This window comes from Microcoleus sp. M2_D5 (assembly GCF_036701935.1).
Lineage (GTDB): Bacteria > Cyanobacteriota > Cyanobacteriia > Cyanobacteriales > Microcoleaceae > Microcoleus.
In genome coordinates, this window is the sequence record NZ_JAUBRP010000065.1 from 1 (window position 1) to 26,277 (window position 26,277).

The window sequence follows — 26,277 nt, forward strand, 5'->3', positions numbered from 1 at the left end:
TAAAAGTTTTTTTTAGTTATTTAGTAATGCACAAATTTAGGTGTTTGTCAAATTAATTTAGATGCGTTTACCCTGGTCAAAATAATAGTATAATGTTGTTGGCATCCAGACAACTGTTAAGCCAAAAATTACTCATTTTCGAGCGCGCGAAAATCCCGAAGCGCAACAGTTTGAGGTGTGGTAATTGTGCAAATTTAATAATTAATATCGGGCGAGTGTACTAGGAATTAAAGGAGTTAATACCATGTCGGGCGATCGCCTGCAAAACATTGTTAACCGCTTGACAGATCGTCTAAAGCGCGATGTATTAGTTGAAAAATCCCTCTACGACATTCGAGAAATTTTGCAGAGCGATCGCGCGGTGCTGTATTATTTTTACAGACAGTGGCAGGGTCGAGTGACTTACGAGATGTTGAGTGCGATCGAACTCTCAATCTTGGGTTCAACGGGGCCAGATGAATGTTTTAACGACGAATACGCTGCTTTGTACGAAGCCGGCAGAGTTAAAGCAATTGCAGATATTGAAGTAGAAGCAATTAACCCATGCCACCGAGATTTTCTGCGTAGCCTGAAAGTTCGGGCCAATTTAGTCGTGCCAATTTTAACAGCAAAAGGACTGTGGGGGCTGTTAATTGCTCATCAGTGCAGCGGGCCCCGCACTTGGTCGCGATCGGACATTGAATTCATGCAGCAACAAGCGCAAAATATGGCAATTTCTCCCACAATTCAAGATAGTTAATCTTGAATCCCAGATTCTGCTTTGTGACTATTCGGGTGCATTGTCGGTGCAATGGAAAATTACCAACTGTCCCAAAATATGGTGTTCTCTTGTTAGGCGGAGGTTTGTAGCGACTCATAGGGCTGGATGAGAATCTCAGCGGGAATTCCTAACTCTTGATTCAGCTTCCGAATCATTTCCAAAGTCAAGGAGTGTTTGCGAGATAATATCTCAGAAACTTTAACTCGACTGCCAATACATTGTTCCAAATCGCTATCCGACCATCCGCAGGCGTCCATGTAGTATTGAATGGCTGCAATTGGATCGGGTATTGCGATCGGAAAGTGTGCCTTCTCGTAAGCTTCTACTAGGGTACTGAGCACATCTAGGCGATCGGAGTCAGGTGTATTAGCAGGTGCATTAAACAGCAACTCAACCTCTCGAAGGGCATCCTGATAGTCAGTTTGGGTTCTAATTGGACGTATTTCCATATATCAATTTGTGTTTAGATTGTTTCTGCATCTACCTTGTCATACTCGGCATGAGTGCCAATAAAGCGGATAAAAATAATGCCTATGTCATAACGAATGGCAACAATCAGCCGATAGGAATTGCCTTTGATGTTAAACACAACACGATTGTTCGCAATGATGCTAGCATTACGATGAGCGGACTTAACATCGACTGGACTCTGCCAATCGGCGTGAGACGCCTCGTAGTACCAAGTTTTTAGTGCTTCTGAGGCATCTGGATGAGTTTCCCAAAAGTTTCGCAAGGTGCTGCGGGACAAAATACGCATAGAAATTTGTGACTGGAACTCCCGAAACACGAGACAATTGAAATATCGGTTCTGCCATTCTCATAGGGCAAAGAATAACCTGCTATCTCATCATTTTATCACAGAATCTTTGTCTCTAGGAATAGTTGGTGGCAAGGAGTTTTCGGATGCTGGGGGAGCGAAACCCAAGAATGATATCTTGAGGAGATACGCCGCGTTGAATCAGTTCTCGATCGATGTAGATTTCGGTACTGTTGTGTTGAATCCAGATTTGATTTTCGATGAGATCGAGCTGCATGGCACACCCATAGATGCGATATTCGTCGCGCCATTCGTTGTGCATGACGAGATATCGATCGCGGGCGAAATCGAAGATTAACTGAGCATTTGCGTCATTTGTAGCAAAGTCTTCGAGAAAATCACAAACAATTTTGCGGTATTCGTTTAGTCTATCCATTGGTCGATCGCCTCACGAGTTGGATTGTAAATAATTAGTCGGATTTCATAACGTTCGATGACAGTTTTTGCGGGTTCAAATCTGAGAAAAATTTGGTAGGTATCGGTGGGTACTGCCAGATACAGGACACGTTCTGGTTCGCTAGAGACTTCGATGGCAACGCGATAGTTGAGGAATTGACCGAGGGCGGTGTGGAATTCAGAAATGGTGGAGCCACCTGCGAAACTTTTGACTTCTACAGCTATTTTACGTCCTTCTTTTTCAGCGGCGATCGCTTCTTCTGCTGCAAGATCGATGTAGACATCAGCAACACCATAGCGTAACTGGTAGGGATCGTGGGTAATCTTCCAGCCATCTTTTTGTAGGGCGATTTTCACAGTGTTGTGGAAGAGATCCTTTGCCATTTTTAGATTTTACCCAAGGATTTACATCGGACACTATTAGGAATGAGAATTAAATAACTTACACTCTTGATGACTGTTGTGGGATGGGCGTCCCGCCCGTCCTTAAAAGACGGGCGGGACGCCCATCCCACAATAAAAAAGGGAAATTATTTAATTGACGCTCCTTAGTAAATATAATACCAGAATATTACGCACCAATAACTGTAACCGATCGCCCCATTGGAGCAGTACGCATTTCAGTTGTAAGGTGCGTCAGATATTTAAACTCTCAATAATCGTTCTAAAAGCTCACCTGACGCACCCTACAATTTGATTTTAGTATGCCACTTGCATAATTCCTGTTACTATTAACTAACAGCTACAGCCTCCCCCAAAGGATGCTGCTGCAAAACCGATCGCAAATACTTCCCAGTATAAGAACGAGGATTTGCCGCCACATCCTCCGGCGTCCCCGCCACAATAATCTCGCCGCCCTTATCTCCCCCTTCCGGGCCTAAATCGATCGCCCAATCGCAGCACCGAATCACATCCAGATTGTGTTCGATTACCAAAATTGAATTCCCCTTATCCACCAATCTTTGCAGCACATTTAACAAATGGTGAACATCATAAAACGACAAACCCGTCGTCGGTTCATCGATTAAATAAAGCGTCTTCCCAGTAGCGCGGCGCGACAGTTCCGTTGCCAATTTTACCCGCTGCGCTTCGCCCCCAGAAAGCGTGGGCGCCGGCTGTCCCAACTGAATGTAACCCAAACCAACATCAAGCAAAGTTTGCAGTCTGGCACCCGCCCTGGGAATATTTTTAAACATTTCCAAAGCTTCCTCGACAGTCATGTTCAAAACATCAGAAATCGACTTACCTTTATACTTAACTTGCAGCGTTTCCCGGTTGTACCGCGCACCCTTGCAAACCTCACACTGCACGTAAACATCCGGCAGAAAATTCATCGAAATCACGTTCACGCCTTGGCCGCCGCAAGCTTCGCACCTTCCTCCTTTCACGTTAAAAGAAAACTGTCCCGCTTTGTAACCTCTTGCCTTCGCTTCAATGCTTTCGGCAAACAAATCTCGAATCACATCAAAGACTCCGGTATAAGTAGCGGGATTAGAACGCGGAGTGCGGCCGATGGGAGATTGATCGATGACAATTACTTTATCAACCACATCCTCTAGAGAGCGTTCGCCCTTCGTTTTTAGGGCGTCCATATCGGGCGGTAAAGGCACTTTTTTGGTGATATAGTGTTGCAGCGACGGGTAGAGCAATTCATTGATTAAAGTTGATTTTCCCGAACCGGAAACCCCCGTCACGCAGACGAGTTTTCCGAGGGGAATTTCTACATCAACATTTTTTAAATTGTTGCGCCTCGCATTTGTGATTGAGAGAGCTTTGCCGTTGCCTTTTCTTCTTTCATTAGGGGTTTCAATTACTCGTTTTCCAGACAAATAAGCACCAGTCAAAGATTCCTCGGCTGCCAGCAAATTTTCTAAACTTCCTTGCGAGATAATTTTGCCACCGTGAACGCCGGCACCCGGCCCGATATCGACAATGTGGTCGGCCGCTCGCATGGTTTCTTCATCGTGTTCTACGACAATCAAAGTATTGCCTAAATCGCGCAATTTTGTTAAGGTTTGCAGCAGGCGAAAGTTGTCTCTTTGGTGCAAACCGATGCTCGGTTCGTCCAAAACGTAGAGAACCCCCGTCAAACCCGAACCGATTTGAGTCGCTAGCCGAATTCGCTGGGCTTCTCCGCCAGAAAGCGTCATTGCTGCGCGGTCTAAAGTCAGGTAATCTAACCCGACATCGAGCAAAAATTGCAGCCTTGCTTTGATTTCTCTCAGGGCTAAATCCGATATTTGGAATTGCCGATCGCTCAATCCCAAATTATTTACTCTTTCGCGGCATTCGCGAATCGAAATACTGGTTAAATCTACAATTCCGTACTGTCCCAACCGCACCGAAAGCGCCTCTGGTTTCAAGCGTTTGCCGTGACAAACCTCGCAAGAGCGATCGACCCGATACTGTTCCAGCTTCTGCTTGATCAAATCGGAACCGGTATCGTCGTACTGGCGCTGCAACATGGAAATTACGCCATTAAAATCTCTCCTAAAATCAGTGCTGCCGTCGCGCTTTTTACCTTCGGCGCTGCGCTTTTGCTCATTGCCGTACAAAATCACCCGCTGGTGTTCGGGCTTTAATCGATACCAAGGAGTGTCGATATCAAACCCGCAAGTATCAGCAATACTGCAAAGCAAAGAAAGATAATAAGAATTGTCTTTGTCTGACCAAGGCGCGATCGCACAATAAAGAGGCGCTTTCTCGTCGGGAACTACCAACTCCGGTGCAAAAGTCCGCAAACTACCCAAACCGTGGCAGTTTGGGCACGCGCCGTAGGGCGAATTAAACGAAAATAACCTGGGTGAAAGTTCCTCCATTACTGCGCCGTGTTCGGGACAAGCAAAGTTTTCGGAAAATACGATCTGCCCCTGTGGTTGAGAATTTTCATCACTCGGTAACTCTTCAAGTATCGCAATTCCCTCAGAATGGCGCAAACAAGTTGCCATAGAATCAACTAAACGTTCTTCTAAACCGGGTTTTTTAATTAACCGATCGACAACTATCTCGATATTGTGCGTATGATTTTTATCTAATTCAATATTTTCCGAAAGTTCTAAAACTTCTCCGTTAACTTTGACGCGGATAAATCCTTCAGCAGCTAAACTCGACAATAATTTGCGGTGAGTGCCTTTTTTTCCGCGCACAACTGGTGCCAGAAGGTGAAAGCGAGTGCCGTCGGGAAGTGCCATGACTCGATCGCACATTTCATCAATTGTCTGCGGCGCAATGCAGCGATCGCAAATCGGACAGTGCGGTTCGCCAGCTCTGCCGTAGAGCAATCTGAGATAATCGTAAATTTCTGTAACAGTGCCGACAGTCGATCGCGGGTTGTGAGAAGTTGACTTTTGGTCGATCGAAATAGCCGGACTCAACCCCTCGATCGCATCTACATCCGGTTTGTCCAACTGTCCCAAAAACTGGCGCGCGTAGGCGCTGAGAGACTCGACGTAGCGGCGCTGTCCCTCGGCAAAAATTGTATCGAAAGCCAGGGAAGACTTACCAGAACCGGAGACACCCGTAAAAACAATCAGTCGATCGCGCGGCAATTCCAGATCGATATTTTTCAGGTTGTGCTGTCTCGCACCGCGAACCCGAATCGTATTTTGGTTGTGAGAGTGAGAATTCGTCAAATTATGCCCGTTGCGGGATGCACTTGGCTGGCTGTTTGAGGTTTCGGCGCGTTGGGACATGAGAGTAGTGCAAAACAGTGCTTAACCATCTTAGCGCTGCCTTTGGAATAGGTGGCATCCAAACTCAAGAATATCAAAGAATAGTCAAATAAGTTTCCGTCGGCCCGTCAGGCAAAACTTTCAATCTTTGATTTTTCAAATCTATTTCAATTCCCAGCGCTTCCATCGGAATCACGCCTAAAAGTGGAGTTTTCCCCTCTGGCAATTCCAAACACTCAAAAGTCCCTTCGCGGCCGCACAGAGAAATTTTGGCATCTTGAAAAATCCTCGCCTCGCTAATGCCCGTAGCAGTCTCCACAACCACTTCCTTGAGAATTCTCAAACCAAGTCTAGCAATGACATCTTTCGGCAAACACAAAGTAGTCGCGCCCGTATCCACTAAAACATTTTCCAGCGTTACAGACCTGATTTGCTCGATCGGAATCATGCCCCGTTCGGCATCAGCTTGATCTATCAGATTTTGGATCGCTAGCGTTGTGATAACTTTTCCCATTGAGGTTTTTGTAGTTGTTTCCATTTTTTTCAAAATATCATAAATTGCTGCTTTCATTTTAGCACATATTCCACCTCTTTTCTGGCGATACCATTGTTTTTATATCTGTGTCTAAATTATCCAACTATTGCACGCCAATAAGCTTGTGAGTTTGCAAAGACAACCTGTAACTAGGGTTTTGTTTCAGCAATTCCAAAATCATCGGAATACCTGATTTTCTTGAATTCCATTCCGGCTGCAAAAAAACTGGAATGTTTACATTATTTGCCAAATATTTATGGTAAAATTGAACTTCTTCGCCAGTGCTAACCACCAATTTAATTTCATTAGCTCTAGTCCAAAATATCTCTTGTACGGGGTATTTAGGGCTGACGTGTTCTTTAGGAGAAAGAGTAATCCAAGCCAGCGGCGAAATATCCTGCCAGCAAGCACCGGAAGTTTCAATGCTGACCTGCTTGTCAGCTTCTAGCAAAGCTGCAACTAACTCCGGCAAATTCCGGTGAATGAAAGGCTCGCCGCCGCTAATTACCACCCTCGGAGACTGTAATTGAGCTAGCAATTGGGCGATCGACTGCGGCACAGACGGCAAACCTTTGCCCCCATGTTCGTAGCCTGTATCGCACCAAGGACACCCCACAGGGCAACCTGCCAATCTGATAAAATCAACTAAAGTCCCCGTCCAGTAACCTTCGCCTTGAACAGTACACTGAAAAGTTTCGTGAATTGGTAATTTTAGTTGTAAATTAGACACCCGAAGTTACGCCTCAAATCAATTAATTACGTTGTTTAGATATAATATTCTTAAATTGTTATTTCTTCGCGGTTTGCAGCAAATAAAAACAGTCCTGAACCTATAAACGGGGTTTATGAAAAAAATTATCCGTTTTATCCCAGAAGCTTGACTCAGAAATCCGGTTTCTTCATAGCTTTGGTATGAGTCCTTAAAAATCCACCGCAAACCGCAAACAACTCTTTAATTATGCTGTTCGGGTTCCATCATAGTAGCCCAGCGACGTTTCAGGGCCAAAGTCAGCCCGTCAGCAATGGGGACAACACTAAGAGTAACTCTGGGATCTTTACGCAATTTGTCGTTGAAACTACGAATGGCGAGGGTGCTTTCGTCTTGTACTTGAGGATCGGCAACTCGTCCAGACCACAGAACATTGTCAATTACAATTAAACCGCCATTGCGTACAAGTTGCAGCGATCGCTCAAAATAAGCCTCATAATTTTCTTTATCAGCGTCGATGAAGGCAAAATCAAAGGTTCCAGCTTGTCCCTCGGCTATTAGTTTGTCGAGAGTATTTATTGCTGGGCCCAACTGCAAAGAAATCTTATTAGCAACGCCCGCAGCTTCCCAATAGCGTCGCGCGATCGCAGTATATTCCTCGCTGACATCGCAGGCAATAATTTGACCGTTAGGAGGCAGCGCTAAAGCTACGCACAGCGAGCTATAACCAGTAAAAACGCCAATTTCTAAGGTTTTGGTCGCTCCCATAAGCTGCACCACGAGCTCCATAAACTGACCTTGTTCGGGAGCAATCTGCATCATCCCCATAGGATGTTTAGCAGTTTCTTCCCGTAGTGAAGCGAGAATATCTGGCTCCCGCAGAGAAATAGATAACAGATAATCGTAAAGTTGATGTTCTAGGCCAAGAGTTGAGTTCGCCATCGGTTTGTCCTTGCTGCTCACTTTTGATTTTAGATTGTAGACGCCCTGTTAATGGAAATCGGAGAATGTAGAGTTAATTTAGGCATCTATTTTGCTGTGGCTGAGGGCAGGTTGCAGTAGCAGTGTCTCGGTTACACAGAGGCAACTTGCAAAACGCGCGCTCTACTTCCAAATCAGTTTATCTCAGCCACAGGTGATTTAGCAGCTCTGGAAAATAAAAATAGATAGAGGGGAGCGTTTTGAGATTCCTGCTTTTCTAGCACTAGCACCGCGTAACGCCGTTAGCGATACCCGTTCAAAAAATGAATGCAACTGTATACAATCTGCAAACCCATACATAATCAGCTATTGCCCATATCAAATCTCAAATCTCAAATGGTATGAGTTGGGGAGAATGTGACTTCATCCTGATTACTAAGGAATGAGAATTAAATAACTTCCACTCTTGAAAGTGGGATGGGCGTCCCGCCCGTCATGAGTGGACGGGCGGGACGCCCATCCCACAATAACAACTAAAATTGTAAGTTATTTAATTCGCGATCCTAACTAGATGAACTGCGAAAAACATAAGTATGTCATTGCCAGTGAAATGAAGCAATCCCAAAGGTTTTGATTAGTTTACATTTTGTTACAGGGTCATTTTTTTTGTGTCGTTCTACTTAATCGTCAATGAGTTATTATTGAGGACTTATATCATGTCCGATCGATTATCCCTAATACGGTAGGGGCTCCCCTCACGAACAATATCTGCCAAGAATCTCCAATCTCAAAAACCCGCCCTTTTAATCGCTCCAAAACCAACAAACCGTTTCATTTAACTATTATGGATGGGTTCAAGCCCGTGTATGTTCTTGGAACAAACCAGGCGTCTGGAAACCCTTGTCTCCCGGAGTATTACTAATCACTAATAAACAGGGTTCAATAGGACGATTTCTTAACTGTCACACCTTATGAATCCATACCTAAACAATCTACCCCAAATCTCAACTACTTTCCACGATTGAGGTAGAGCAAGCATTTGGGGGAAAAAACAGGTTTGTCGCAACCCTTGGCCTGCATTTTTACTCATAACTAATGAACGGGGATTAATAGGACGATCGCTTAACTGTCACAGTTTATTACTCCATATCTAAAACACCTACCCACAATCAAAACAACATTCCACCAAGGCATCGCTATGTATTACACTTTCGCAGGTTTTGGCGCCGCCACAGGCATATTTTTGCTGCTAGTTTTTGCCATTCTGCAATGGCTGCACGTTTCCGCCGGCAGTTTTATTGATTGGGTAATTGCCATTGCTATTTTTGAATGGCTGTTGCTGATAGTTACAGTTCCCTGGAATATCCATTTTGAAGCTAAAGAAGTTTTAGCGCAAGCCGCAGAATCGACTAAAAAAAACATTGCTGTCGATCGGGAACAAGTCCAATACGTTACTGTATTAGTTAGCCGATCGCTCTTGGTGGCGATCGCACTTCACCTGTTTAGCGCGATCGCACTTTACGCCCTAGCCGCCGCCGGAATTAGTGCTATTGGCTATCTCAGTTCCGCTGCTGCACTGCTGTTAACTGTACTGCGTCCAGCTATCCGAGGTTATCAGTATTTAGCCCAACGGCTGACAAGTATCCGCCGCCAATTTTTGCACCCCCGCGAAGATATTGTCGAACTCCGCAGCCGCTTTGCACAATTAGAATCTACAGTTAGAGACTTGACCGATCAATTAAGTTCCGACAATCCGAATTCGTGGGTGGCTGTCCAAAATCGGGAACGGGAAGCTATCAGAAGAGAACTAACTACTGTATCCGCATCTCTACAATCTTTGCAAGCGACAAATCAGGCAGAACACACTAAACTCAGAAGAGATGCAGAAAGTGCGATCGCCCAACTCACCGATGATGGGCAATTTCTCAACCACGTCCGCGAAATCATCCGCTTTTTTAAAGAATCGTAAAGTCAGTTGACAATTGACACTTGACAGTTGACAGTTGTCTGTTGACTGTTGTCATTAGTTACCAATGCCCGATGCCCGATGCCCGATTGCAAATTCCCTATCTTTAGATAGATGCCAAATAGTCGCCGATAGTTAAATCTTTAATAACAACAGAATTTGGTCAGTCTTCAGGAAGACGCAATAAAGGTATTTTCCCTAACAGCAATTTTTCGCAAACTATAACCAAAGATAGTTTGTGAATGAGCTAGCTTTGGATTAATATTTAAACATAAGCCAAAGACCTTTTTTGAAAAGATAACCCAGGAATAAATCATGACTAATAGCCAACCAATACCCCCCAAAGAAGAAGTTAGCAAATCAACACCGGCAGACGAACAAATCGAAGCTAATATGGAAGCCCCCCACTACGACAGGGGCATTACTCCTGCGGAGACAGCAGCGCGGCAAGAACGGGAAGGCGCTAACTTCATGCACACAACCACCGAAGCGAAGCAGAAAAGTGCAAAAACTGATGACCAAACCGATGACGAAAGCATTCACACTACAGATGGTTATACAGTAGACAAAGAAGGTCTAGTTAACAATTACGCGATCGAACCGGAAATGTACATCAACGAACCGGGCGATTTGAGAGCAAAAGAAGAAGCCGAAGCCGCAGAACGCGCTCGAATTCTCGCAGAAATCAAAGAGAAAAAAGGCGAGGAAGGAAAACTGACAATGGATGCAGACACCCGTGGCAAAGGGCCGGGCATTATCTAGATTGTGTGCTGTGTAGTTGCGTTTCAGCGCGCGAGGTTGCAACTACTGCAAAGCACAGGGGCGGGTTTTTATAGTTCCGGCAATTATCGATCGATATTTCCGGTAAAACCCGCCCCTATTTTGTTTTGCACATCTGTTTTTTTGAGTTGAGATGTTACATCTGACATCTTGCACCAATATCAATAATCCTTTTTTGGGCGGACTCTCCTGCCCGACCCCTACTCCCCAGAAGAAAACTAATTCTTTGTGGAACAGGCCGTCCAGCCTGTTAAGCGAGAATGGTGCAAGATGTGAGTTACATCGTACACATCTCAATTACCCAATCAATCGGCCAGTTTTCACAGCTCAAAAAAACGCCTTAAAATACCTCAAGCTTTAACATTTTCCCTCAGCCAATTAAACTTAGCCTCAGCTAGCGCCAAATTTTCCAGGACGTTAGGATTGATATCCTCGCGTTCAAATTCTGGTCGATCTAATTCAATATTGCGACCGTATTCTATATGTCGGATCGTACCGCGCATCCTGTCTGCCAGACACAGTGAAATTCCATAATAAAACCGGGAAGCAAAGCCCATATCGTTTTGAAGTTTGATTACTAACTGCCGCCTAGGAATTGCCAGCAAGTGAGTTTCTTCGATCGCCTTTACCGTTGCTAAAGGAGGGCGAGTGTCAATGAAAGAGACTTCTCCCACCAGTTCTCCGCTGGCTATTTTAGCGAGTTCTCTAGTCCGCTCAGCCTCGATTAAAACGCTCAAACTCCCATTCAAAACAATGTAGAGCGCATCTATCTGCCTCCCTTCATGGATCAAAATCCCGCCCGGATCTAGAACTTCTTTTTTACCTTTATGGACGATCCAGTTGATATCGTCATTATTTAACTGGCTCAAAATAAAAAGTGCTTTTTTTCTGCTGCTGTCGGCCATAAGTTTTAGCTCTCGATCGCTTCTTCTTTATATAAAATTTAGATGGCGCGCGATCGCAACTTCTTCCGAAGCAGTCCTCGCTCAATACAGTTTTTTTTATCCTGCCTAACTTCTTGGCAAAACCCATATCGGGCAGGCTTTGCCAATAGCAGATGAATCATGCTGAATCACGATCTCTCAATACTAGCATTTGTTAAACAATCTTTTTTAACTCGATCGACCTCCCCAACCTCCCGCGAAATTCCCGTCTCACAAGCAATTGGGTTCACCCGCCCAGCTTTGGTGCCGGATGGGGCGCGGCAGACAATGCTCCGCGCCCAGTCTTGCTCGCTAAATCGATCGCAAATCAGGATAGCCGGCCAACATATCGTCAGCAGTCAGAGTGTCCCCGTTCGCTTGAGGAGTCCACAGCACCTCAACCGCCAGCAACTGCTCGCTCGATACTCCCCCAATCTGACGCAAAGCTTGGCGCAAATCTTCAGAGTTTTTCACGGCTGGCAATTGCAATTTGCCTTGAGTACCGACAATCACCGTCACCACAATAAATTCTCCGGGCTCTGAATTCACATCAGAAGCAACCAGCGCCCCATTTTCCTGCAAACCTGGCAGGATATTGCTGCTCCCTGCCTGCCGGAGCTGATTGTTATAATTCGAGAGCGTTTCTTCAGTAAATTTACTGCGTTCTGCCAAAGAAAGTTGATTAAACTTAGCTTCGGCTGCTTCCAAACGAGTTTGCACAGATTCAGCGCCCGCGTAAACCCAGTATTCAGGATGCCGCAGCAGCGCCAGAGTAGATTCTTGCAGCACTTGAGCGCGACCGGCTGCTGTATCGGTATCCGCTTTTCGCGCTAGCGAGTCGAGTTCAGCTTGCAAACCGCGGGCCTCTGCTAGCAAACCAACTTGCAAGCGGGCGACAGATACAGTGGTAGTGGCAACGCTGTTGCCGAGTTCGTCAGTTGATCCCCCGGCGCGGCGGAAGCTTTGGACGAGGAAATTAGCAATCGAAATAAAAATCAAAATCGAGAACAGACCGCCAAACCCGCCCCCAAAGCCAAAAAACGGCAGCAAGAACGGGAAACCGAACCCACCTCCGAAGCCGCCACCCGGATAGTAGCCTCCTCCCGACGGCGCGTAAGTGCGACTAGGAGACGAGTAACTGCGCGCCGGAGCACTAAAAGATCCGCCGCCGATACGTCCTCCGCTGCGGGCCGCCAGAGCTCCGTCAGCGTTACCGAGGGCTAGCGTCAGTACCAGACCGATCGCAAATAGTGATTTCAAAAGCGGTTTCATCTTTGAAATTAGTTGCTTGTACATAAGACCGTTACTATTCGATACATTTATAATTTACAGTCTATCCTCGCGAATGGGCAGCCTGGTTATAGGTATGAAGCCAGCGAGATATCCGTACCAACCGATCCAACCACAGTTAGGTCTGAGTTTGCAAACGAGAAAAGCTAGAAAGGACTGGCATTCCTGACTACTTAATTCTTGCACCATTCTCAAGAGCCGGCTTTCCAGCCTGTTCCACAAAGACTGAATTTCTTGTGGCGAGTACGGCTTGGGCTCTTCTAGCCCGCCCCTAAAATGGTTATTGAGAATGGTGCAACATCTCAGTTACTACAAACAATCGACATCCTGGCTTTTACAGAAGTTTACTTATGTAAAGGGCGATCGGCCAACAAGAAGCTTTAGACTTTTAAATAAACGCCGCCAGTCCTAGAAAGCAGGACTTAATCTACCGTAAACAAACATAATGTTTCCAACTCACCGCCCCCGCCGCCTCCGCAACCATCCCCAACTCCGCCGGATGGTACGCGAAAATATCTTGACAACCAGCGATTTAATTTACCCCTTATTTGCCGTACCGGGGGAAGCTTTTGCTAAAGAAGTCACATCGATGCCGGGAGTTTACCAACTATCGGTAGACAAAATAGTAGAAGAAGCAAAAGAAGTCTACGACCTCGGCATTCCGGCTATTATTTTATTCGGCATTCCCGCAGATAAAGACACAGATGCTACAGGTGCTTGGCACGACTGCGGCATCGTCCAACAAGCGACGGAAGCAGTTAAAAAAGCCGTACCAGATTTAATCGTCATGGTCGATACTTGTCTGTGCGAATATACCAGTCACGGCCACTGCGGCTATTTGGAAGTCGGAGATTTAAGCGGCCGCGTATTGAACGATCCCACACTAGAATTGCTGAAGAAAACCGCCGTTGCTCAAGCTAAAGCCGGTGCAGATATTATCGCACCTTCGGGAATGATGGACGGTTTTGTCGGAGCAATTCGCGAAGGATTGGACAGTGCTGGATTTGAAGATATTCCCATCATGTCTTACGCGGCAAAATACGCCTCAGCTTATTATGGCCCGTTCCGGGATGCTGCAGATTCTGCTCCGCAATTTGGCGATCGGCGTACCTATCAAATGGATCCAGGAAACGGCCGCGAAGCTCTTAAAGAAATTGCTCTCGACATTGCCGAAGGTGCAGATATGCTCATGGTTAAACCCGCTTTAGCTTACATGGACATCATCTGGCGCGTGAAGGAAGCAACTAACCTGCCAGTTGCTGCTTACAACGTTTCTGGGGAATATGCGATGGTGAAAGCCGCCGCCCTCAACGGTTGGATAGATGAAGAAAGAGTAGTGATGGAAACTTTGACAGGATTCAAGCGTGCTGGTTGTGATTTGATTTTGACTTATCACGCCAAAGACGCCGCCCGCTGGCTGCAAAACTGATTCACTCGATTAGAGATTAGAGATTTGACTCCACAGCACAATCTTCGGGTGTTTTCGTGGAGTCAATACCTCTCTCTATAGGTGATTTTTGAGCAATTAGGTAACACACAAGCTATCGCTTACCGATGGACGACGCATCGAAACCGGGTTTTTACCGTTTCAGTGGGCTGTAAGTGAGATATTGCACCATTCTGAGGAACAGGCAAGATGCCTGTTCCACAAGGAGTGAATTTTCTCGCTTCACAGGCATCTTGCCTGTTCGTAAAAAGCTTATTGAGAATGGTGCAAAATTATTTCAGTTGTAACGAAGTATTGCTATGAAGAAACCCGGTTTCTCTGCAGACAAACTCCAAACCATACAAAATCAGTCATTCCCATCTAAAATCTGAAATCTCAAATCTCAAATGGTATGAGTTATAAGTTGGGAATTTTGACTCAAAGACTTTTTTACAAAAATTACCCCAAAAAGTATTAATAATCACTGAAATTAGTTATAAAATATGTATAACTAAAAATAGTTTTGTAAATGGGGAATTCAACCATTGATAGTTCCCAAGCAAAATCAACTTTCACTCCTGTAAAACAGTAAAACTAACACAGTTTAGATACAACTTGAAGGCAGATTGAGCATGACATCAACGACTAGGGATTCCAGTCACATTCAATTTTGTATAGGTCGCGATCGCGCCGACATTGTACAGATCCAAGAACTATTTAAAGCCGCCGCCTTTTGGGCGAGGGAACGCAAGATAGAAGATTGGGAAATTGCGATCGCCAACAGCGAACCCGTTGTCACAGTTTGGGACGGCTCACGGGCGATCGGCTTTGCCAGAGCCACCTCCGATGGGATCTATCGAGCTACCATCTGGGATGTCGCCATTCACCCGGATTACCAAGGTGCAGGACTCGGCCGCAAATTAGTGCAAACTGTCTTGAGTCACCCTCGGATGTGCCGAGTAGAGCGAGTTTACCTGATGACAACTTACAAACAAAGCTTCTACGAGCGCATCGGTTTTCAGCAAAACGCTAGCACCACAATGGTACTTGAAAATCAGTTTCTAGAAGAGAATCTCGAATTAGAAATTAGCAACGGCGAATTGCTAACTGCTAATTGTTAAATCCGCACAAAAATTGCACCAAAATCTATAATATGTAGGGTGCGTCGCAGCGCACCTTACTCCCTATAAATAATTTCTTTCTTTCATCTTCCCTCGAACCTCTTCCCCACCTCCGTTAAATCTGTTAAATTTGTTGCCCTCTTCCCTACCTCTGTTAAATCCGTTACATCCGTTACCAAATCCGTTGCCGAACTTCCTTCATCACAAACTTGCCAAAGGAATAGAACACTGAGTCCGGTTAAAATTGCACTCTTCGGACTCAGAAGGCACAGCCAGAACCTCCAACTTTCCGCTCATCAAACTTAAAAGAGTCTGATTCATCAATAACCTCATTCCAGAAGACACCTGAGAATTATCGCTGCTCTTGGTAATATCACACTCCAAATTATGCTTCAGCAAATCCCAAGACTCGCTCCAAGCACTCACTGAACGCTGATCGTCCACCCAAATTTGAACGTATCCAGATTCTGGCGAAGAATGCGCCGAAACAGAAATACTCCCCTCCTCCATCTGAGCAACAGCAGTATCTACCAAATTGACTAAAACTTGCCTAAACCTCGGCAAATCTGCCAATACATAAATCCCCGGATCTGGCGGCAATATCTCCAAACGAATGCCGCGATTAGCAGCTTGCAAGTAAGTTAAATCATCAACCTCGTCAAAAACCTTAGCTAACTGAATCGGCTCAATATCCATCCTTTCAGTGCCGTGTTCAGTTTTAGCAACAGAGATAATTTCATCTATTAATTTCACCAGCTTGAGTGCCGCGGCGTGAGCTTGCTCGACAAACTCTCGTTCCTCAGCAGGATCGTCGCACAAATCCGAGAGAATTAATTGCAGCGTACCAATCATAGTGCTCAGGGGCGATCGCAACTCGTGAGAAGTTCGAGCCAAAAAACCCGCCTTAAATTGGCTCATTTCCGATGCCATCTGATAAGCCAATTGAGTTTGCTTAAGTTGCTCGGAAAGGGCATCAAACTTCTCTAAGTGAATTTCTTGAGGAGGTGGGGCTACTTTGGGCGCCGGTTCGGGCTGTTGCGAGCTTTTTTGCCGCAGGCGCCAAATCAAACTGCTTCCCAAACCCAGCCCCAGTCCCATACCTAAATATATAAAGTTGCTCCAGCCGATCGGCGCCATATTGCTTTGCCTTGGAGTTTAGCTTTTAGCATTCTAACTCGATCGCGCCTTGTCGCAATATTTCCCACTCGCTGCCCGTCCATTTAGCCACAGTCGAAGGCAAACTCGAAGCTGTTGTCGCTGTTGCTAATTCCGAAGGAACTAATGTCAAGACTTCGGGAAACTGAGCCTCAATTTCTGCCACCGATTCCAGAGGCGGCTGGCCGGATAAATTAGCACTGGTAGTAGCCAAAGGGCCTGTCTGCTCTAGAATCTTGAGCGCAAGGGGAAAGTCAGGAACTCGTACTCCGATGGTAGTTGGGTCGATCGAATTCATCGCCGCCGGGACTTTTGCCGAAGCCGGCAGTACCAAAGTTAACGCCCCCGGCCAATAGGAGTCGGCCACTTGCTGCCACAACTTTAACTCTGCTGGAGTCCCCTGCACGTAAGGCCATAAAGCCCTCGCCGATGCTGCCATCAAAATCAGCGGTTTGTCTTGACTGCGGCGTTTAGCTGCAAAAATCAACTCCGAGCGATCGGGCCGCGCAGCCAAAGCGGGTACAGTATCTGTAGGAAAACTGACGATATAATTACCAGAAATTGCCCCTTGAATCAAGGAGTCGATCGCAACTTGTGTCATGCCATTTTAGATGTTAGATGTTAGATTTTAGATTTTAGATTTTAGATTTTAGAAGTACGACATATTCCTGAAACCTACAGACGGTAGGCTAAGGCAAACCGATCGATCCCTGCTAAATCAGAAAATATCTGAACTTTGCCATAACTCCCGTGACTTTCAAGCATATCAGCCACAGCCGTTTCTTGGCCCGCCATCATCTCAACCAACCAAACACCCCCAGATTCTAAATAATCGGGAGCCGTTTCGACCAAATGCCGGATGCAATCTAACCCGTCAAAACCGCCGTCTAAGGCCAGATGAGGTTCGTGCTTCAAAACTTCCGGTTGCAGAGTCAGCACCGTGCTGCTGGGAATGTAAGGGGGGTTAGACACCATGCCGCTGACTTGACCTTTGAGAAATTCTAGCGGTTCCCACCACGAACCCTGATAAAAATTAATTCGCGATTCAAAGCCCAAATTCTCAGCATTCAGTCGAGCCACTGCCAAAGCTTCCGAACTGCAATCTACCGCATAAACCCTAGCATTTGTCAACGCAGAAGCCAAGCCGATCGCGATCGCCCCGCTGCCTGTCCCCAAATCCACCCAATGCGATTTGGCAAATTCTCCCCCCCGAAGCTCCCAGAAGTTTAAATCTTCTCCCCCCCTTAGTAAGGGGGGGTTGGGGGGGGTAGATTTTTGATTGATATTTTCTGCTTCTAAACGGCTTTTCACAGCTTCCACAGCCAAATCGATCAGCAATTCCGTTTCAGGACGCGGAATTAGCACCGCCGGCGTTACTTGGAGCGAAAAATGCCGCCAATGTGCAACTCCCGTTAAATACTGCACCGGCACCCGTTCCTGCAAGCGCCGCTGCCACAATTGAGCAAGTTCAGATAAACACAACTTTAATTCAATTTTTGGCAAATCTTTAAACGACTCCAAACGCAGAGCCAACCTATCCAAACCAGCCAGCTCTTGCAGCAGCCAGTCGATTTCTGCTAGGGGAATGTCGCAGGATCTCGCCTCTGTTTTAGCTTGATTCACCCACTGCCAAAGCTCTAAACCAGAAACAAACATAAGACTTTTTGGGAATTGGACATCGGGCCTAAAAGCATCGGGAATTGGTAACTAATGACAACAGTCAATCGATTGCGCGATTTTAGATTTTAGATTTTAGAGGCGACTTGCGCCAGATCAATGCTCTTTCTTGAGGATTTTCGATTTGAGATTTGGGATTGATTTGCGCGAGATAAATCACGTGGCGGGTACCACCTTTGAAATTCGCGGTCAACAGTTAACAGTCAACTGTCAACTGTCAACTGTCAACTGACTAAATATTAGCGAGCCGGCCGAGCTGGAGCCGGAGCTGGAGCCGGCCGAGCTGGAGCCGGAGCCACCTGTGGATTTTGGCCCGCACCAGCAGGTTGGAGCGATCGGACAAATTCCAGGGACTCCCGCGACGGAACCAAAATCATTTGGGTCAAAAACGGGTCGTTTTCAGTACGCAAAGCTTCCAAAACGCTCTCCAAGTTCACCACCTCAATCTTAATTGTGGCTGTCACGTTGGGCTGCTGCTGCTTAAAACGATCGACCATTCCCTGTAAATCCTCCTTGTTAAAAAACAAGGGAATCACCTCTTGCTGACCCCGCTGAATCGTCAAATAACCATTTTCTGCGCCGCCTCTTGCCAAAAACAGAGGTACACCGTTGAACTCATTAACTTGTTGACCAGTCTGCTGAAGTACAGTTTTAGCCGACTGCACCTGCTGCGGAGCGGGAACGAAAGCAAATTGCACTTCCTCCGGCTTACCTTTATTTGCTTGAGTGAGCTGATAAATTTCCCCCAGCGACACCGGCATCACGCGCACCGTGGCCGCCAACTGAGGATTTCTGGTTTTCAGTTGATCGACAAAAGCTTGAGCGTCTTTCTGGCTGATGAAAATTCCCGCCACAGAAGCATTACCAGTTTGACCCTCACCCTGCTTGGGAACAGAAGCGATCAGGGGCGCACCCTGAGCGTCTGTAATCGTAAATACCGGCACCGAGCGCAATTTTTCCAAAATTTGCGGCTCCGGCAGTGCCAGTGCAGACATCTTGCCAATTGGGGAGGGGCCCAGCAGAGTGCTGCCGACAATTCCCAATATTGCGCCCAAACGAACTAATGATTTCATGTTTTTTCCATCAGGAGCGATCCTGAAACACATTAACGCAAAGACTCGCGCTTTCACACGATCGGCAAAAACTGCCTCAATTTGTTTTCATTTTGACGAAATGTAAACATCAGAGACAGTTATGCTTCAATCTATTATTTAACATTGTGCGATCGGGATGACAGGATTTGAACCTGCGACATCCTGCTCCCAAAGCAGGCGCGCTACCAAGCTGCGCTACATCCCGGTGTTATAGTTAGCTAACCTCTAACCATTAACACACAAAACCGCTTGCTTGTCAAGCTTTATTAAATATTTAGCTCTCGATGGAGCTAAGGCGAAGTTTTTTTCAGGTTGTGCGGTTTGACGCCACCCAAAAATCGATACCAGCCCCTGACTCCTATCGCGATCTGCTCAAATCGACTGACAATACTTGCACAGCTTTATAACTGCCCTGATGCCGGGATACATCCAAGCGTAACTGAGGGCAGCGCACAGGTGCAGTCGGTGTTGGCAGCGTCAATATTGTATTGTAGATCCTCAACAAATCAACGCCGACCTGCACCTCGCTCGCTAATCAGGATACCAAAACATACCTTTAATCCCCTCTGGATCGGACATAAAGCCCAAATTGCGGTAAAAATCCACCACATGAGGGTCAGCAAATAAGGTAATGTTGCTGATATCTTCACTGCGGAGTTTTTTAATGATGTATTTCATCAGCGCCTTGCCCATGCCCTTGCCCTGGTAGTCGGGATGAACTACCACATCCCAAAGCGTGGCATTAAAAGCATGGTCTGAAGTCGCTCTGGCGAAACCCACCAGCCGTCGCTGGCTGCCCCGCATCTCCCACATAGAGACGACTAGGAAGCTGTGCACAATAGCTTTTTTGACTTTACGCAGGGGACGGCGGGACCAACCCACTGCATTACAAAGTTCTTCGAGTTCGTAGAGGTCAATGTCCCGATCGCAACTGAAAAAGATGCGAGCGTTTCCGCTGGCGGGCTTGCGAAACGTTGGGGAAAGCGGATCGCCTAACCCAACAGCCACATCTTCCTCAAAATCCGCTGTTTGGGGTACAGAGGCAGACTCAGAACTACTAAATAAGTTTTTCCAAAAACCCATGCAGGCGCGGTTAAGGTAGTAGAAGTTGGACGACGAGAAAGAGAACCAGACAGATAAACCCACTCCAAGAGGCGTAGGATCAATTGCCGGTAGCCTCTTGAGGAACAGTTTACGGTACACTCATCTTACGCCGAAAACAGGGATTTGTCGTCCTACATTGAGTCTGCGCTTTTTTTATTCTGTCAAGTCTGGTAGAACTGTTCTGCTAGCCAGTGCCCGGACAACCCGCTTTTAAGGTAAAATTTGTTGCCGAACCAGGACAGAGGTATATTGGGAAATGCTTCTTTTGAGTGCCGCCGATCGCGCCGGAACTTATACCCTTGGTGGGAAATACCACTGGAATGGCGCAACGGTGACATTCTCGTGATAACTTCTCAGACCACGAATTTCAAAGGTGGTACCCGCCACGTGATTTATCTCGCGCAAATCAGTCCCAAATCGAAAATCGAAAATCCTCAAGCCCCCGCATTGATCTCGCGCAAGTCGCCTCTAAAATCGAAAATCTAAAATCGATTGACAGATTTGACTTTTGCTTTTAGTGAGGAGACGGGCACAATTTAAGTCGAATCGTCGAATCGAAAATCCCATTGCCATAAGGCATGGAAGAGTCAATACCAGTATATCTCCCGCACCTTCTCCTCAATTATGGCTTCGGGTTTAAAACCATCTACACTAGAACTTCTCAAGCGCTTTAACCGAGCGTTTCCGCAGTTTTACGAGCAATTTGTCAGCAGCGAAATCCAGTTGCAAAACCTCAAATTAGCTTACCAGCTTTACAAAACTCGGCAAGCAGTCATCGAAATCCGAGCCGAAGGTAACAAAAGTGCCCTGCATTTTGCTTACCGGAACCAGTCTTTTCTACTGAGCGATATTTTTGGAGTGCTCGCGGCTTACGGACTGACGATTCACAGTCTGAGTCTGTACGGTCAAATTTACCCGCCGATGCTGGTATTTATCAAATTGGTCGTATCTCGCGGTGGCAAGGTACTGGCAGATAAAACAGCAGAAAACGTCTGTAGAGCCGTTCGAGAGGCATTGGCGGGGCATTTTGAGGTTGAAGAAATGTTGGCGGTGGAATTTAATTTAGACGCGGGTTTAGAAGATGTGGCAACTGAATTCTACGTCGATCCAGTTTTCCACTTGCCAGCTTTGCTGATTGAAGCAGATAATCAACCTGGACTTTTTTACAAAGTTATGTATGCCATCTGGCAGGAGGATTTGTTGGTAGTAAATGCTAATTTGCTGGTTTGGCGGGGGCGAACTCGCCTAATTCTCTACTTGTTGGGGCCCAATGAAAGTTTAATTCCCGAATATCTCGGACAGAAAATCGCTGAGGGGGTGCGACAAAGATTGCTGGGCGAGCGATTTTAGGACAAGCTGCCGATGCTCCCTAAATAACTAGATTTCTATAAATAGAGATTAGTTTGCAGAATTTTTCCAGTGAGACAGGATAAAAAGCTCGGCAAAATATAGCAATTATTGCAGGAGTTGTAAAATTTTCACCCCACCCCAACCCTCCCCGAACTCGCTCTGAGGGAGTAAGAAATTCACAAATGATCCGAGGATTGCTATAGTTCATACAAACAAGTGTAGATAGCGGTTATCATAAACATGGGACAGGCCGAAACGATGTTGTCAAGCTTTTTAAGTTTGATGGTGTACTTCATCTACAAAATAACCGCCATAACAGAAAAGACGTGCCAGATAAATAGGCGAGTTGAACAAGCAATAGTCCGGGCTGTTTTTAGTTCCTACTCAAAAAATAGCGATTTTCCCTTGGTAGCTCGATTTCCGAATCGCTTATAAATCCTTCTTAGGAATGAGAATTAAATAACTTCCACTCTTGAAAGTGGGATGGGCTCTTATAGCCCGTCATGAGTGGACGGGCGGGACGCCCATCCCACAATAACAATTAAAATTGTAATTTATTTAATTCGCGATCCTTATACGGTTGGCAATCAAAAACTGCCCCAAGTATTGCATAAGTTCTACTTTCGTTGAAGACCGAATTAAAACCTCATAATAAACAGGTTTTAATTCGGTCAAAATTCTGGATTAGCAAGACACGCTGATAATTGGGAGAACGGGATATTCTTGGAAATATTGGCGTTGAGAGCAACGGATCAAACCGTAAAACTCCCTACAGCCAGCGAATGACACAAACGCTTGGCAACTAAAGTTAAAAGTTATTATCAGTGTTATTACAATCAATAGTTTTAGTTTTAAACTTTTATCTAATTGAGATATTGTAAACTTAGTTAATAACCGCTAAAAAAAAATCAGATTACAAACACCCAAGTTATCAAAAATAAATCGCATAAAAGGGCAAGCTAAGCCAAGATTGCCCGTGCAGTGGACAAAATGTAGCGTCAGCTTAAGCCCTCGCGTTGCAGCAGGAAGTAAGCGGTAAATCGATAAAGTTGAGTCTTTTTGGCTTACTTAGGATCGCGAATTAAATAATTTACACAAGTTTGTGGGGAGTAGGGGCTCTAGCGTCCCGCCTGCCCTTTCTGGACGGGCTATAAGAGCCCATCCCACAAGAACCATCACGCATTGTAAGTTATTGAATTCTCATTCCTTATAGCGCTTCTTGGGTAGATGAGGTAAACAATTCAACTGAAAAAGCTTGAGAACACAGGATTTTGGCGTACTCCTTCTTTCTGAGAAAGGCTATACATAGGTTTACATAGGTCTTATGGAGCGGGTAGGATAAAAGTATGGCAACAATAGACATCCTAGGGGTTCGGCACTCTTACGATTTGACGGCTCCGACTGCAACTTCTCCGGTTCTGGTATTTGTCCACGGCTGGCTGTTAAGCCGCCACTACTGGCAACCTTTGACCGATCGCTTGGCATCAAACTATCAGTGCCTTACCTACGATTTGCGGGGGTTTGGCAATTCTCAATCCGACGGTGGGGTTCATCATGGGGATTCCGAACCGCTAAATTCCTGCTATACTCCCGCAGCTTACGCTGGCGATTTGGAACTTTTACTGAAAAAACTCGATATATCTTCTGCTTGGCTGGTGGGACACTCTCTCGGCGGTACGATCGCTCTATGGGGAGCCAGCAAATTGTCCGATCGCGTTAAAGGCGTGGTCTGCATCAATGCAGGGGGTGGCATCTATCTTAAGGAAGAATTCGAGCGGTTTCGAGCGGTCGGCAAGCAGCTAGTGACAAGGCGTCCCGGCTGGCTGCCTCGCTTGCCCTTAGCAGATTACCTGTTTGCCCGCGATTCTGTAGCCCGCTCGATCGGCAGATCCTGGGGACGGCAGCGCTTAATAGATTTCGTGGGAGCTCATCAAGAAGCAGCTTTGGGGGCTTTATTGGACTCCACCACAGAAGCCCAGATTCACCTCTTGCCGCAAATTGTGTCCCGACTCAAGCAGCCTGTTTATTTTATTGCCGGCACTAAAGACAAAATTATGGAACCAAAATACGTGCTGCATTTGGCTAGCTTTCACTGGATGTTCCAAGGTTGCGGCGAGAATGTCCTCGAAATTCCCGATTGCGGCCATTTGGCAATGGTGGAACAGCCGGATGCAGTGGCTAGTTACCTGCAAAATATTCTTCACGAACACACTTATTAAAGGGAATTGGGCAAAGCAAAGCAGAGGAATGCGGTATTGGGCACAACTCCGGTTCGGGGAAGCGAAGCTCCCCAATAGAAAGTTATAGCAGAAGACCGTCGATGTGAAGAAACAATTGACCCCATCAAGAAAGTGCAATCAAGAACCTCCTAACCGTCAGGACGCTTGCTATACAAGTTAAAAGTTAAAACATTCTTCCCTGTTGCTTCTTCGGTGTTCCTTCTTCTTTCACCTAAATCTGTTATGTTAAATAAATAACTCTGCCCGATCGCCCTTTTCGGACAGACGTTTCGATGAAATAGTGGCTTTCAACTCTAAATTCTAATTCTGCTTAAATGTCTGTGCGCGTTAACCTCACCGATCGGCAACAACACATCCTGTGGGCAACGGTTCGCCACTACATAGCAACAGCGGAACCCGTTGGCTCAAAAGCTTTGGCTGACGAATTCAACCTCAGCGTCAGCCCAGCTACAATTCGCAATGCGATGGGGACTCTTGAAAAAGCTGGACTGCTTTATCAGCCCCACACTTCGGCAGGACGAGTCCCCTCTGACTCCGGCTACCGAATTTATGTAGACCAGTTGATTCAGCCCTCTGATACGCTCGCCCGCAAGGTGGAACAGGTACTAGACCAACTCAATTGGTCGGATGGTCGCATGGACGCCGCACTCCGCGGCGCTGCTCAAATCCTGGCAACTATCAGCGGTTACATAGCCATGATCACCATACCGCAAACCAATATGGCTTGCTTGCGCCACTTGCAACTGGTGCAGCTAGAGCCTGGAAAGGTGATGCTGATCGTGGTGACGGATGCCTACGAAACTCAGTCGGTTTTGGTGCAGTTGCCGAGGGACGCAGAAGGTAATACGCCTGATGTCGAAATCGTCGATCGCCAGTTGCAGATTTTGTCGAATTTTTTGAACACCAAGTTGCGGGGACGATCGCTCTGGGAACTCTCGGCTGTAGACTGGAGCGAGTTAGACCGGGAATTTGAGCTGTACGCTGAGTGGATGGGAACCATGCTGACTGCTTTGAGCAGCCGCCAAAGCAATCCCACCTACACGCGGATTCTGATCGGCGGTTTGGCAGAAGCGCTGCGCTTGCCTGAGTTTTCGCAGTTGCAGCAAGTTCAAACCCTGGTGCAATTGCTCGAACAAGAGCAGGAACTGCTGTGGCCTTTGATTTTTGAATCGCCTGAGTTAGACACCCCCGGCAAGCGGGTAACTGTGCGTATTGGTTCGGAAAATTCCTTGGAACCAATTCGCGGCTGTACTCTGATTTCTTCGACTTACCGCCGGGGATCGGTGCCTGTGGGTAGTGTTGGGGTTTTGGGGCCGACGCGGATGGTTTACGAAAATGCGATCGCGGTTGTGGAAGCTGCTGCGGATTATTTGTCAGAAGCTATTGGTGGAAATCGAGTTAGTTTTCCTGATGGCGATCGAGGGCGATCGGATAATCCGTTGTTAGATGCACCCTAATTTGATAGCCCCAAGCTGAACTGGCTTGGGGTTTTATTGTCTGTGGATGTGATCGCCACCTTTAACAACCGGGTTTGGTGACAAAAAAACTGGGCTTTTATCCCACATTCCACAGCCTGGGGTGTCATACAGCATAATTACGCAGAAAACTATATCTTCAAAGTAACCAATTATGCTTTTAAAAAGTTTTTTATCCGTTAATATACGGTATTGTATAGCCTTTCGAGCGTAACATGAGGTGCTCGTTGGAAATTGGGAATTGGACCGCGCAAGCCCGCGCAAGCCCGCGCAAGCCCGCGCAGGGCATACCTCGCTTTTTTGAGAACCGCTATAGTATGATTTATAGTTTTATTGCTGGATCAAAATAAGTAAAAACCGATGGTGACAGTTGAAGGTGCCGAATGTGGGTTTGAAACTCTTTTTGAGGTAAGAAACTAAAGCTTCGCTCTTGACAAGAGAGTTTCGCAAACAACCCGGTTTCTGCGTCCACGAGCGGCTCGGAAAGTGGCAGGAGTTGCGGGCGATCGGGAGAAAGAGATGGCGATGGTGAGCGATCGCGCATTCACAGAAAGTGGTCGCGGAGCGTTAGTCGAAGGGCGGGTTTAGCAGCCCAACTGACGAGTTTTGTTGCCAACCGGGTGGTCTGCTAAACCCGCTCTAGGGATAGTGCCTGCGACCAATGAATAGATGAGGCGCGTACCCTGGGATCGTCGCTTCCCAAGACAGCAGAATGTCAAAATATTAAGACATTTTAGAGAGTTCGTCAAAAATAACTAAAAAAGATTAGTGTGGAGATGAAAGCAATACTTCTTTTGGGAATAGCCCGGGTTAAACAATTGCAAATAACTTGCAGTGAATTTGGCTTGATTGCCACTCAAAAAAAAA

The 26,277-nt window shown here is 46.3% G+C and carries 23 protein-coding genes and 1 tRNA gene; 8 read left to right on the forward strand and 16 right to left on the reverse strand.

Annotation, left to right across the window (positions count from 1 at the left end):
* The first annotated feature begins 244 nt into the window (after window positions 1–244).
* On the forward strand, window positions 245–739 hold the full coding sequence (locus tag QUA50_RS22575; RefSeq protein WP_333267268.1) for a GAF domain-containing protein: 495 nt from the start codon (window positions 245–247) through the stop codon (window positions 737–739).
* A gap of 92 nt (window positions 740–831) precedes the next feature.
* Here the strand turns inward: QUA50_RS22575 and QUA50_RS22580 are convergent, their stop codons facing one another.
* The 8 genes from QUA50_RS22580 to QUA50_RS22615 all read right to left on the reverse strand — a co-directional run bounded on the left by QUA50_RS22580 (window position 832) and on the right by QUA50_RS22615 (window position 7,830).
* Window positions 832–1,209, reverse strand: coding sequence for a transcriptional regulator (locus tag QUA50_RS22580; RefSeq protein ID WP_333267270.1), 378 nt, complete (start codon window positions 1,207–1,209; stop codon window positions 832–834).
* Between the two features lie 14 nt (window positions 1,210–1,223).
* Entirely contained in the window at window positions 1,224–1,517 is a 294-nt protein-coding gene (locus tag QUA50_RS22585) for a type II toxin-antitoxin system HigB family toxin (protein WP_333198421.1), read from the reverse strand.
* Window positions 1,518–1,632: 115 nt separating this feature from the next.
* Window positions 1,633–1,953, reverse strand: a complete 321-nt coding sequence (locus tag QUA50_RS22590) for a XisI protein (protein WP_333267272.1) — start codon at window positions 1,951–1,953, stop codon at window positions 1,633–1,635.
* Window positions 1,941–2,357 carry a XisH family protein gene (locus QUA50_RS22595; protein ID WP_333267274.1) on the reverse strand — a complete coding sequence of 139 codons (417 nt, stop codon included), beginning with the start codon at window positions 2,355–2,357 and terminating at the stop codon, window positions 1,941–1,943. Before QUA50_RS22595 ends, QUA50_RS22590 begins: the two co-directional genes overlap by 13 nt.
* Before the next feature lie 347 nt (window positions 2,358–2,704).
* On the reverse strand, window positions 2,705–5,665 hold the full coding sequence (gene uvrA / locus QUA50_RS22600) for an excinuclease ABC subunit UvrA (protein ID WP_333267276.1): 2,961 nt from the start codon (window positions 5,663–5,665) through the stop codon (window positions 2,705–2,707).
* Window positions 5,666–5,738: 73 nt separating this feature from the next.
* On the reverse strand, window positions 5,739–6,182 hold the full coding sequence (locus QUA50_RS22605) for a retroviral-like aspartic protease family protein (protein ID WP_333267309.1): 444 nt from the start codon (window positions 6,180–6,182) through the stop codon (window positions 5,739–5,741).
* Window positions 6,183–6,282: 100 nt separating this feature from the next.
* A complete protein-coding gene (locus QUA50_RS22610; protein ID WP_333267278.1) occupies window positions 6,283–6,909 on the reverse strand; it encodes a 7-carboxy-7-deazaguanine synthase QueE in 627 nt (208 codons plus the stop codon).
* A gap of 222 nt (window positions 6,910–7,131) precedes the next feature.
* Window positions 7,132–7,830 carry a class I SAM-dependent methyltransferase gene (locus QUA50_RS22615; protein WP_333267311.1) on the reverse strand — a complete coding sequence of 233 codons (699 nt, stop codon included), beginning with the start codon at window positions 7,828–7,830 and terminating at the stop codon, window positions 7,132–7,134.
* Window positions 7,831–9,007: 1,177 nt separating this feature from the next.
* Between QUA50_RS22615 and QUA50_RS22620 the strand changes: the two genes are divergently transcribed.
* Both QUA50_RS22620 and QUA50_RS22625 read left to right on the forward strand, forming a co-directional pair.
* Entirely contained in the window at window positions 9,008–9,778 is a 771-nt protein-coding gene (locus tag QUA50_RS22620; RefSeq protein WP_333267279.1) for a hypothetical protein, read from the forward strand.
* Between the two features lie 312 nt (window positions 9,779–10,090).
* Window positions 10,091–10,537: a hypothetical protein gene (locus QUA50_RS22625; protein ID WP_333267281.1), complete on the forward strand. Its 447-nt coding sequence runs from the start codon at window positions 10,091–10,093 to the stop codon at window positions 10,535–10,537.
* Between the two features lie 368 nt (window positions 10,538–10,905).
* On the opposite strand, the gene QUA50_RS22630 is transcribed toward QUA50_RS22625, so the two are convergent.
* Entirely contained in the window at window positions 10,906–11,460 is a 555-nt protein-coding gene (locus QUA50_RS22630) for a cyclic nucleotide-binding domain-containing protein (RefSeq protein ID WP_333267283.1), read from the reverse strand.
* 330 nt (window positions 11,461–11,790) lie between these two features.
* Entirely contained in the window at window positions 11,791–12,774 is a 984-nt protein-coding gene (locus QUA50_RS22635) for a DUF1517 domain-containing protein (RefSeq protein ID WP_333267285.1), read from the reverse strand.
* 439 nt (window positions 12,775–13,213) lie between these two features.
* Here QUA50_RS22635 and hemB point away from each other — a divergent pair, with 439 nt between their 5' ends.
* Window positions 13,214–14,197: a porphobilinogen synthase gene (hemB, locus tag QUA50_RS22640; RefSeq protein ID WP_333049296.1), complete on the forward strand. Its 984-nt coding sequence runs from the start codon at window positions 13,214–13,216 to the stop codon at window positions 14,195–14,197.
* Between the two features lie 629 nt (window positions 14,198–14,826).
* Window positions 14,827–15,315, forward strand: a complete 489-nt coding sequence (locus QUA50_RS22645) for a GNAT family N-acetyltransferase (protein ID WP_333068625.1) — start codon at window positions 14,827–14,829, stop codon at window positions 15,313–15,315.
* A gap of 201 nt (window positions 15,316–15,516) precedes the next feature.
* On the opposite strand, the gene QUA50_RS22650 is transcribed toward QUA50_RS22645, so the two are convergent.
* From QUA50_RS22650 to QUA50_RS22675, 6 genes are all read right to left on the reverse strand, one after another.
* A complete protein-coding gene (locus QUA50_RS22650) occupies window positions 15,517–16,452 on the reverse strand; it encodes a HAMP domain-containing sensor histidine kinase (protein WP_333267287.1) in 936 nt (311 codons plus the stop codon).
* A gap of 25 nt (window positions 16,453–16,477) precedes the next feature.
* Window positions 16,478–17,071, reverse strand: coding sequence for an L-threonylcarbamoyladenylate synthase (locus QUA50_RS22655; protein ID WP_333267289.1), 594 nt, complete (start codon window positions 17,069–17,071; stop codon window positions 16,478–16,480).
* A gap of 74 nt (window positions 17,072–17,145) precedes the next feature.
* The gene (locus QUA50_RS22660; protein ID WP_333267291.1) at window positions 17,146–18,126 is read right to left on the reverse strand and encodes a HemK/PrmC family methyltransferase; all 981 of its coding nucleotides are present in this window, start codon (window positions 18,124–18,126) and stop codon (window positions 17,146–17,148) included.
* A gap of 260 nt (window positions 18,127–18,386) precedes the next feature.
* Window positions 18,387–19,220, reverse strand: a complete 834-nt coding sequence (locus QUA50_RS22665; protein ID WP_333267294.1) for a Tic22 family protein — start codon at window positions 19,218–19,220, stop codon at window positions 18,387–18,389.
* 152 nt (window positions 19,221–19,372) lie between these two features.
* Window positions 19,373–19,446 (reverse strand) — tRNA-Pro (locus tag QUA50_RS22670).
* A 326-nt stretch (window positions 19,447–19,772) separates the two neighbouring features.
* Window positions 19,773–20,324, reverse strand: coding sequence for a GNAT family N-acetyltransferase (locus QUA50_RS22675; protein WP_333053326.1), 552 nt, complete (start codon window positions 20,322–20,324; stop codon window positions 19,773–19,775).
* 645 nt (window positions 20,325–20,969) lie between these two features.
* Here QUA50_RS22675 and QUA50_RS22680 point away from each other — a divergent pair.
* From QUA50_RS22680 to hrcA, 3 genes are all read left to right on the forward strand, one after another.
* Window positions 20,970–21,695, forward strand: a complete 726-nt coding sequence (locus tag QUA50_RS22680; RefSeq protein WP_006631881.1) for a hypothetical protein — start codon at window positions 20,970–20,972, stop codon at window positions 21,693–21,695.
* A gap of 1,346 nt (window positions 21,696–23,041) precedes the next feature.
* Complete coding sequence (locus QUA50_RS22685) at window positions 23,042–23,914, forward strand: alpha/beta hydrolase (protein ID WP_333267296.1); 873 nt, start codon at window positions 23,042–23,044, stop codon at window positions 23,912–23,914.
* A 335-nt stretch (window positions 23,915–24,249) separates the two neighbouring features.
* A complete protein-coding gene (gene hrcA / locus QUA50_RS22690; protein ID WP_445243188.1) occupies window positions 24,250–25,392 on the forward strand; it encodes a heat-inducible transcriptional repressor HrcA in 1,143 nt (380 codons plus the stop codon).
* Window positions 25,393–26,277 lie beyond the last annotated feature (885 nt).

What these genes read in the sequence shown, in the direction of transcription:
- QUA50_RS22575 (WP_333267268.1), top strand. Translation starts at nt 245, where the DNA reads ATGTCGGGCGATCGCCTGCAAAACATTGTTAACCGCTTGACAGATCGT.
- QUA50_RS22580 (WP_333267270.1), bottom strand. Translation starts at nt 1,209, where the DNA reads ATGGAAATACGTCCAATTAGAACCCAAACTGACTATCAGGATGCCCTT.
- QUA50_RS22585 (WP_333198421.1), bottom strand. Translation starts at nt 1,517, where the DNA reads ATGCGTATTTTGTCCCGCAGCACCTTGCGAAACTTTTGGGAAACTCAT.
- QUA50_RS22590 (WP_333267272.1), bottom strand. Translation starts at nt 1,953, where the DNA reads ATGGATAGACTAAACGAATACCGCAAAATTGTTTGTGATTTTCTCGAA.
- QUA50_RS22595 (WP_333267274.1), bottom strand. Translation starts at nt 2,357, where the DNA reads ATGGCAAAGGATCTCTTCCACAACACTGTGAAAATCGCCCTACAAAAA.
- uvrA (WP_333267276.1), bottom strand. Translation starts at nt 5,665, where the DNA reads ATGTCCCAACGCGCCGAAACCTCAAACAGCCAGCCAAGTGCATCCCGC.
- QUA50_RS22605 (WP_333267309.1), bottom strand. Translation starts at nt 6,182, where the DNA reads ATGGAAACAACTACAAAAACCTCAATGGGAAAAGTTATCACAACGCTA.
- QUA50_RS22615 (WP_333267311.1), bottom strand. Translation starts at nt 7,830, where the DNA reads ATGGCGAACTCAACTCTTGGCCTAGAACATCAACTTTACGATTATCTG.
- QUA50_RS22620 (WP_333267279.1), top strand. Translation starts at nt 9,008, where the DNA reads ATGTATTACACTTTCGCAGGTTTTGGCGCCGCCACAGGCATATTTTTG.
- QUA50_RS22625 (WP_333267281.1), top strand. Translation starts at nt 10,091, where the DNA reads ATGACTAATAGCCAACCAATACCCCCCAAAGAAGAAGTTAGCAAATCA.
- QUA50_RS22630 (WP_333267283.1), bottom strand. Translation starts at nt 11,460, where the DNA reads ATGGCCGACAGCAGCAGAAAAAAAGCACTTTTTATTTTGAGCCAGTTA.
- QUA50_RS22635 (WP_333267285.1), bottom strand. Translation starts at nt 12,774, where the DNA reads ATGTACAAGCAACTAATTTCAAAGATGAAACCGCTTTTGAAATCACTA.
- hemB (WP_333049296.1), top strand. Translation starts at nt 13,214, where the DNA reads ATGTTTCCAACTCACCGCCCCCGCCGCCTCCGCAACCATCCCCAACTC.
- QUA50_RS22645 (WP_333068625.1), top strand. Translation starts at nt 14,827, where the DNA reads ATGACATCAACGACTAGGGATTCCAGTCACATTCAATTTTGTATAGGT.
- QUA50_RS22650 (WP_333267287.1), bottom strand. Translation starts at nt 16,452, where the DNA reads ATGGCGCCGATCGGCTGGAGCAACTTTATATATTTAGGTATGGGACTG.
- QUA50_RS22655 (WP_333267289.1), bottom strand. Translation starts at nt 17,071, where the DNA reads ATGACACAAGTTGCGATCGACTCCTTGATTCAAGGGGCAATTTCTGGT.
- QUA50_RS22660 (WP_333267291.1), bottom strand. Translation starts at nt 18,126, where the DNA reads ATGTTTGTTTCTGGTTTAGAGCTTTGGCAGTGGGTGAATCAAGCTAAA.
- QUA50_RS22665 (WP_333267294.1), bottom strand. Translation starts at nt 19,220, where the DNA reads ATGAAATCATTAGTTCGTTTGGGCGCAATATTGGGAATTGTCGGCAGC.
- QUA50_RS22675 (WP_333053326.1), bottom strand. Translation starts at nt 20,324, where the DNA reads ATGGGTTTTTGGAAAAACTTATTTAGTAGTTCTGAGTCTGCCTCTGTA.
- QUA50_RS22680 (WP_006631881.1), top strand. Translation starts at nt 20,970, where the DNA reads ATGGCTTCGGGTTTAAAACCATCTACACTAGAACTTCTCAAGCGCTTT.
- QUA50_RS22685 (WP_333267296.1), top strand. Translation starts at nt 23,042, where the DNA reads ATGGCAACAATAGACATCCTAGGGGTTCGGCACTCTTACGATTTGACG.
- hrcA (WP_445243188.1), top strand. Translation starts at nt 24,250, where the DNA reads ATGTCTGTGCGCGTTAACCTCACCGATCGGCAACAACACATCCTGTGG.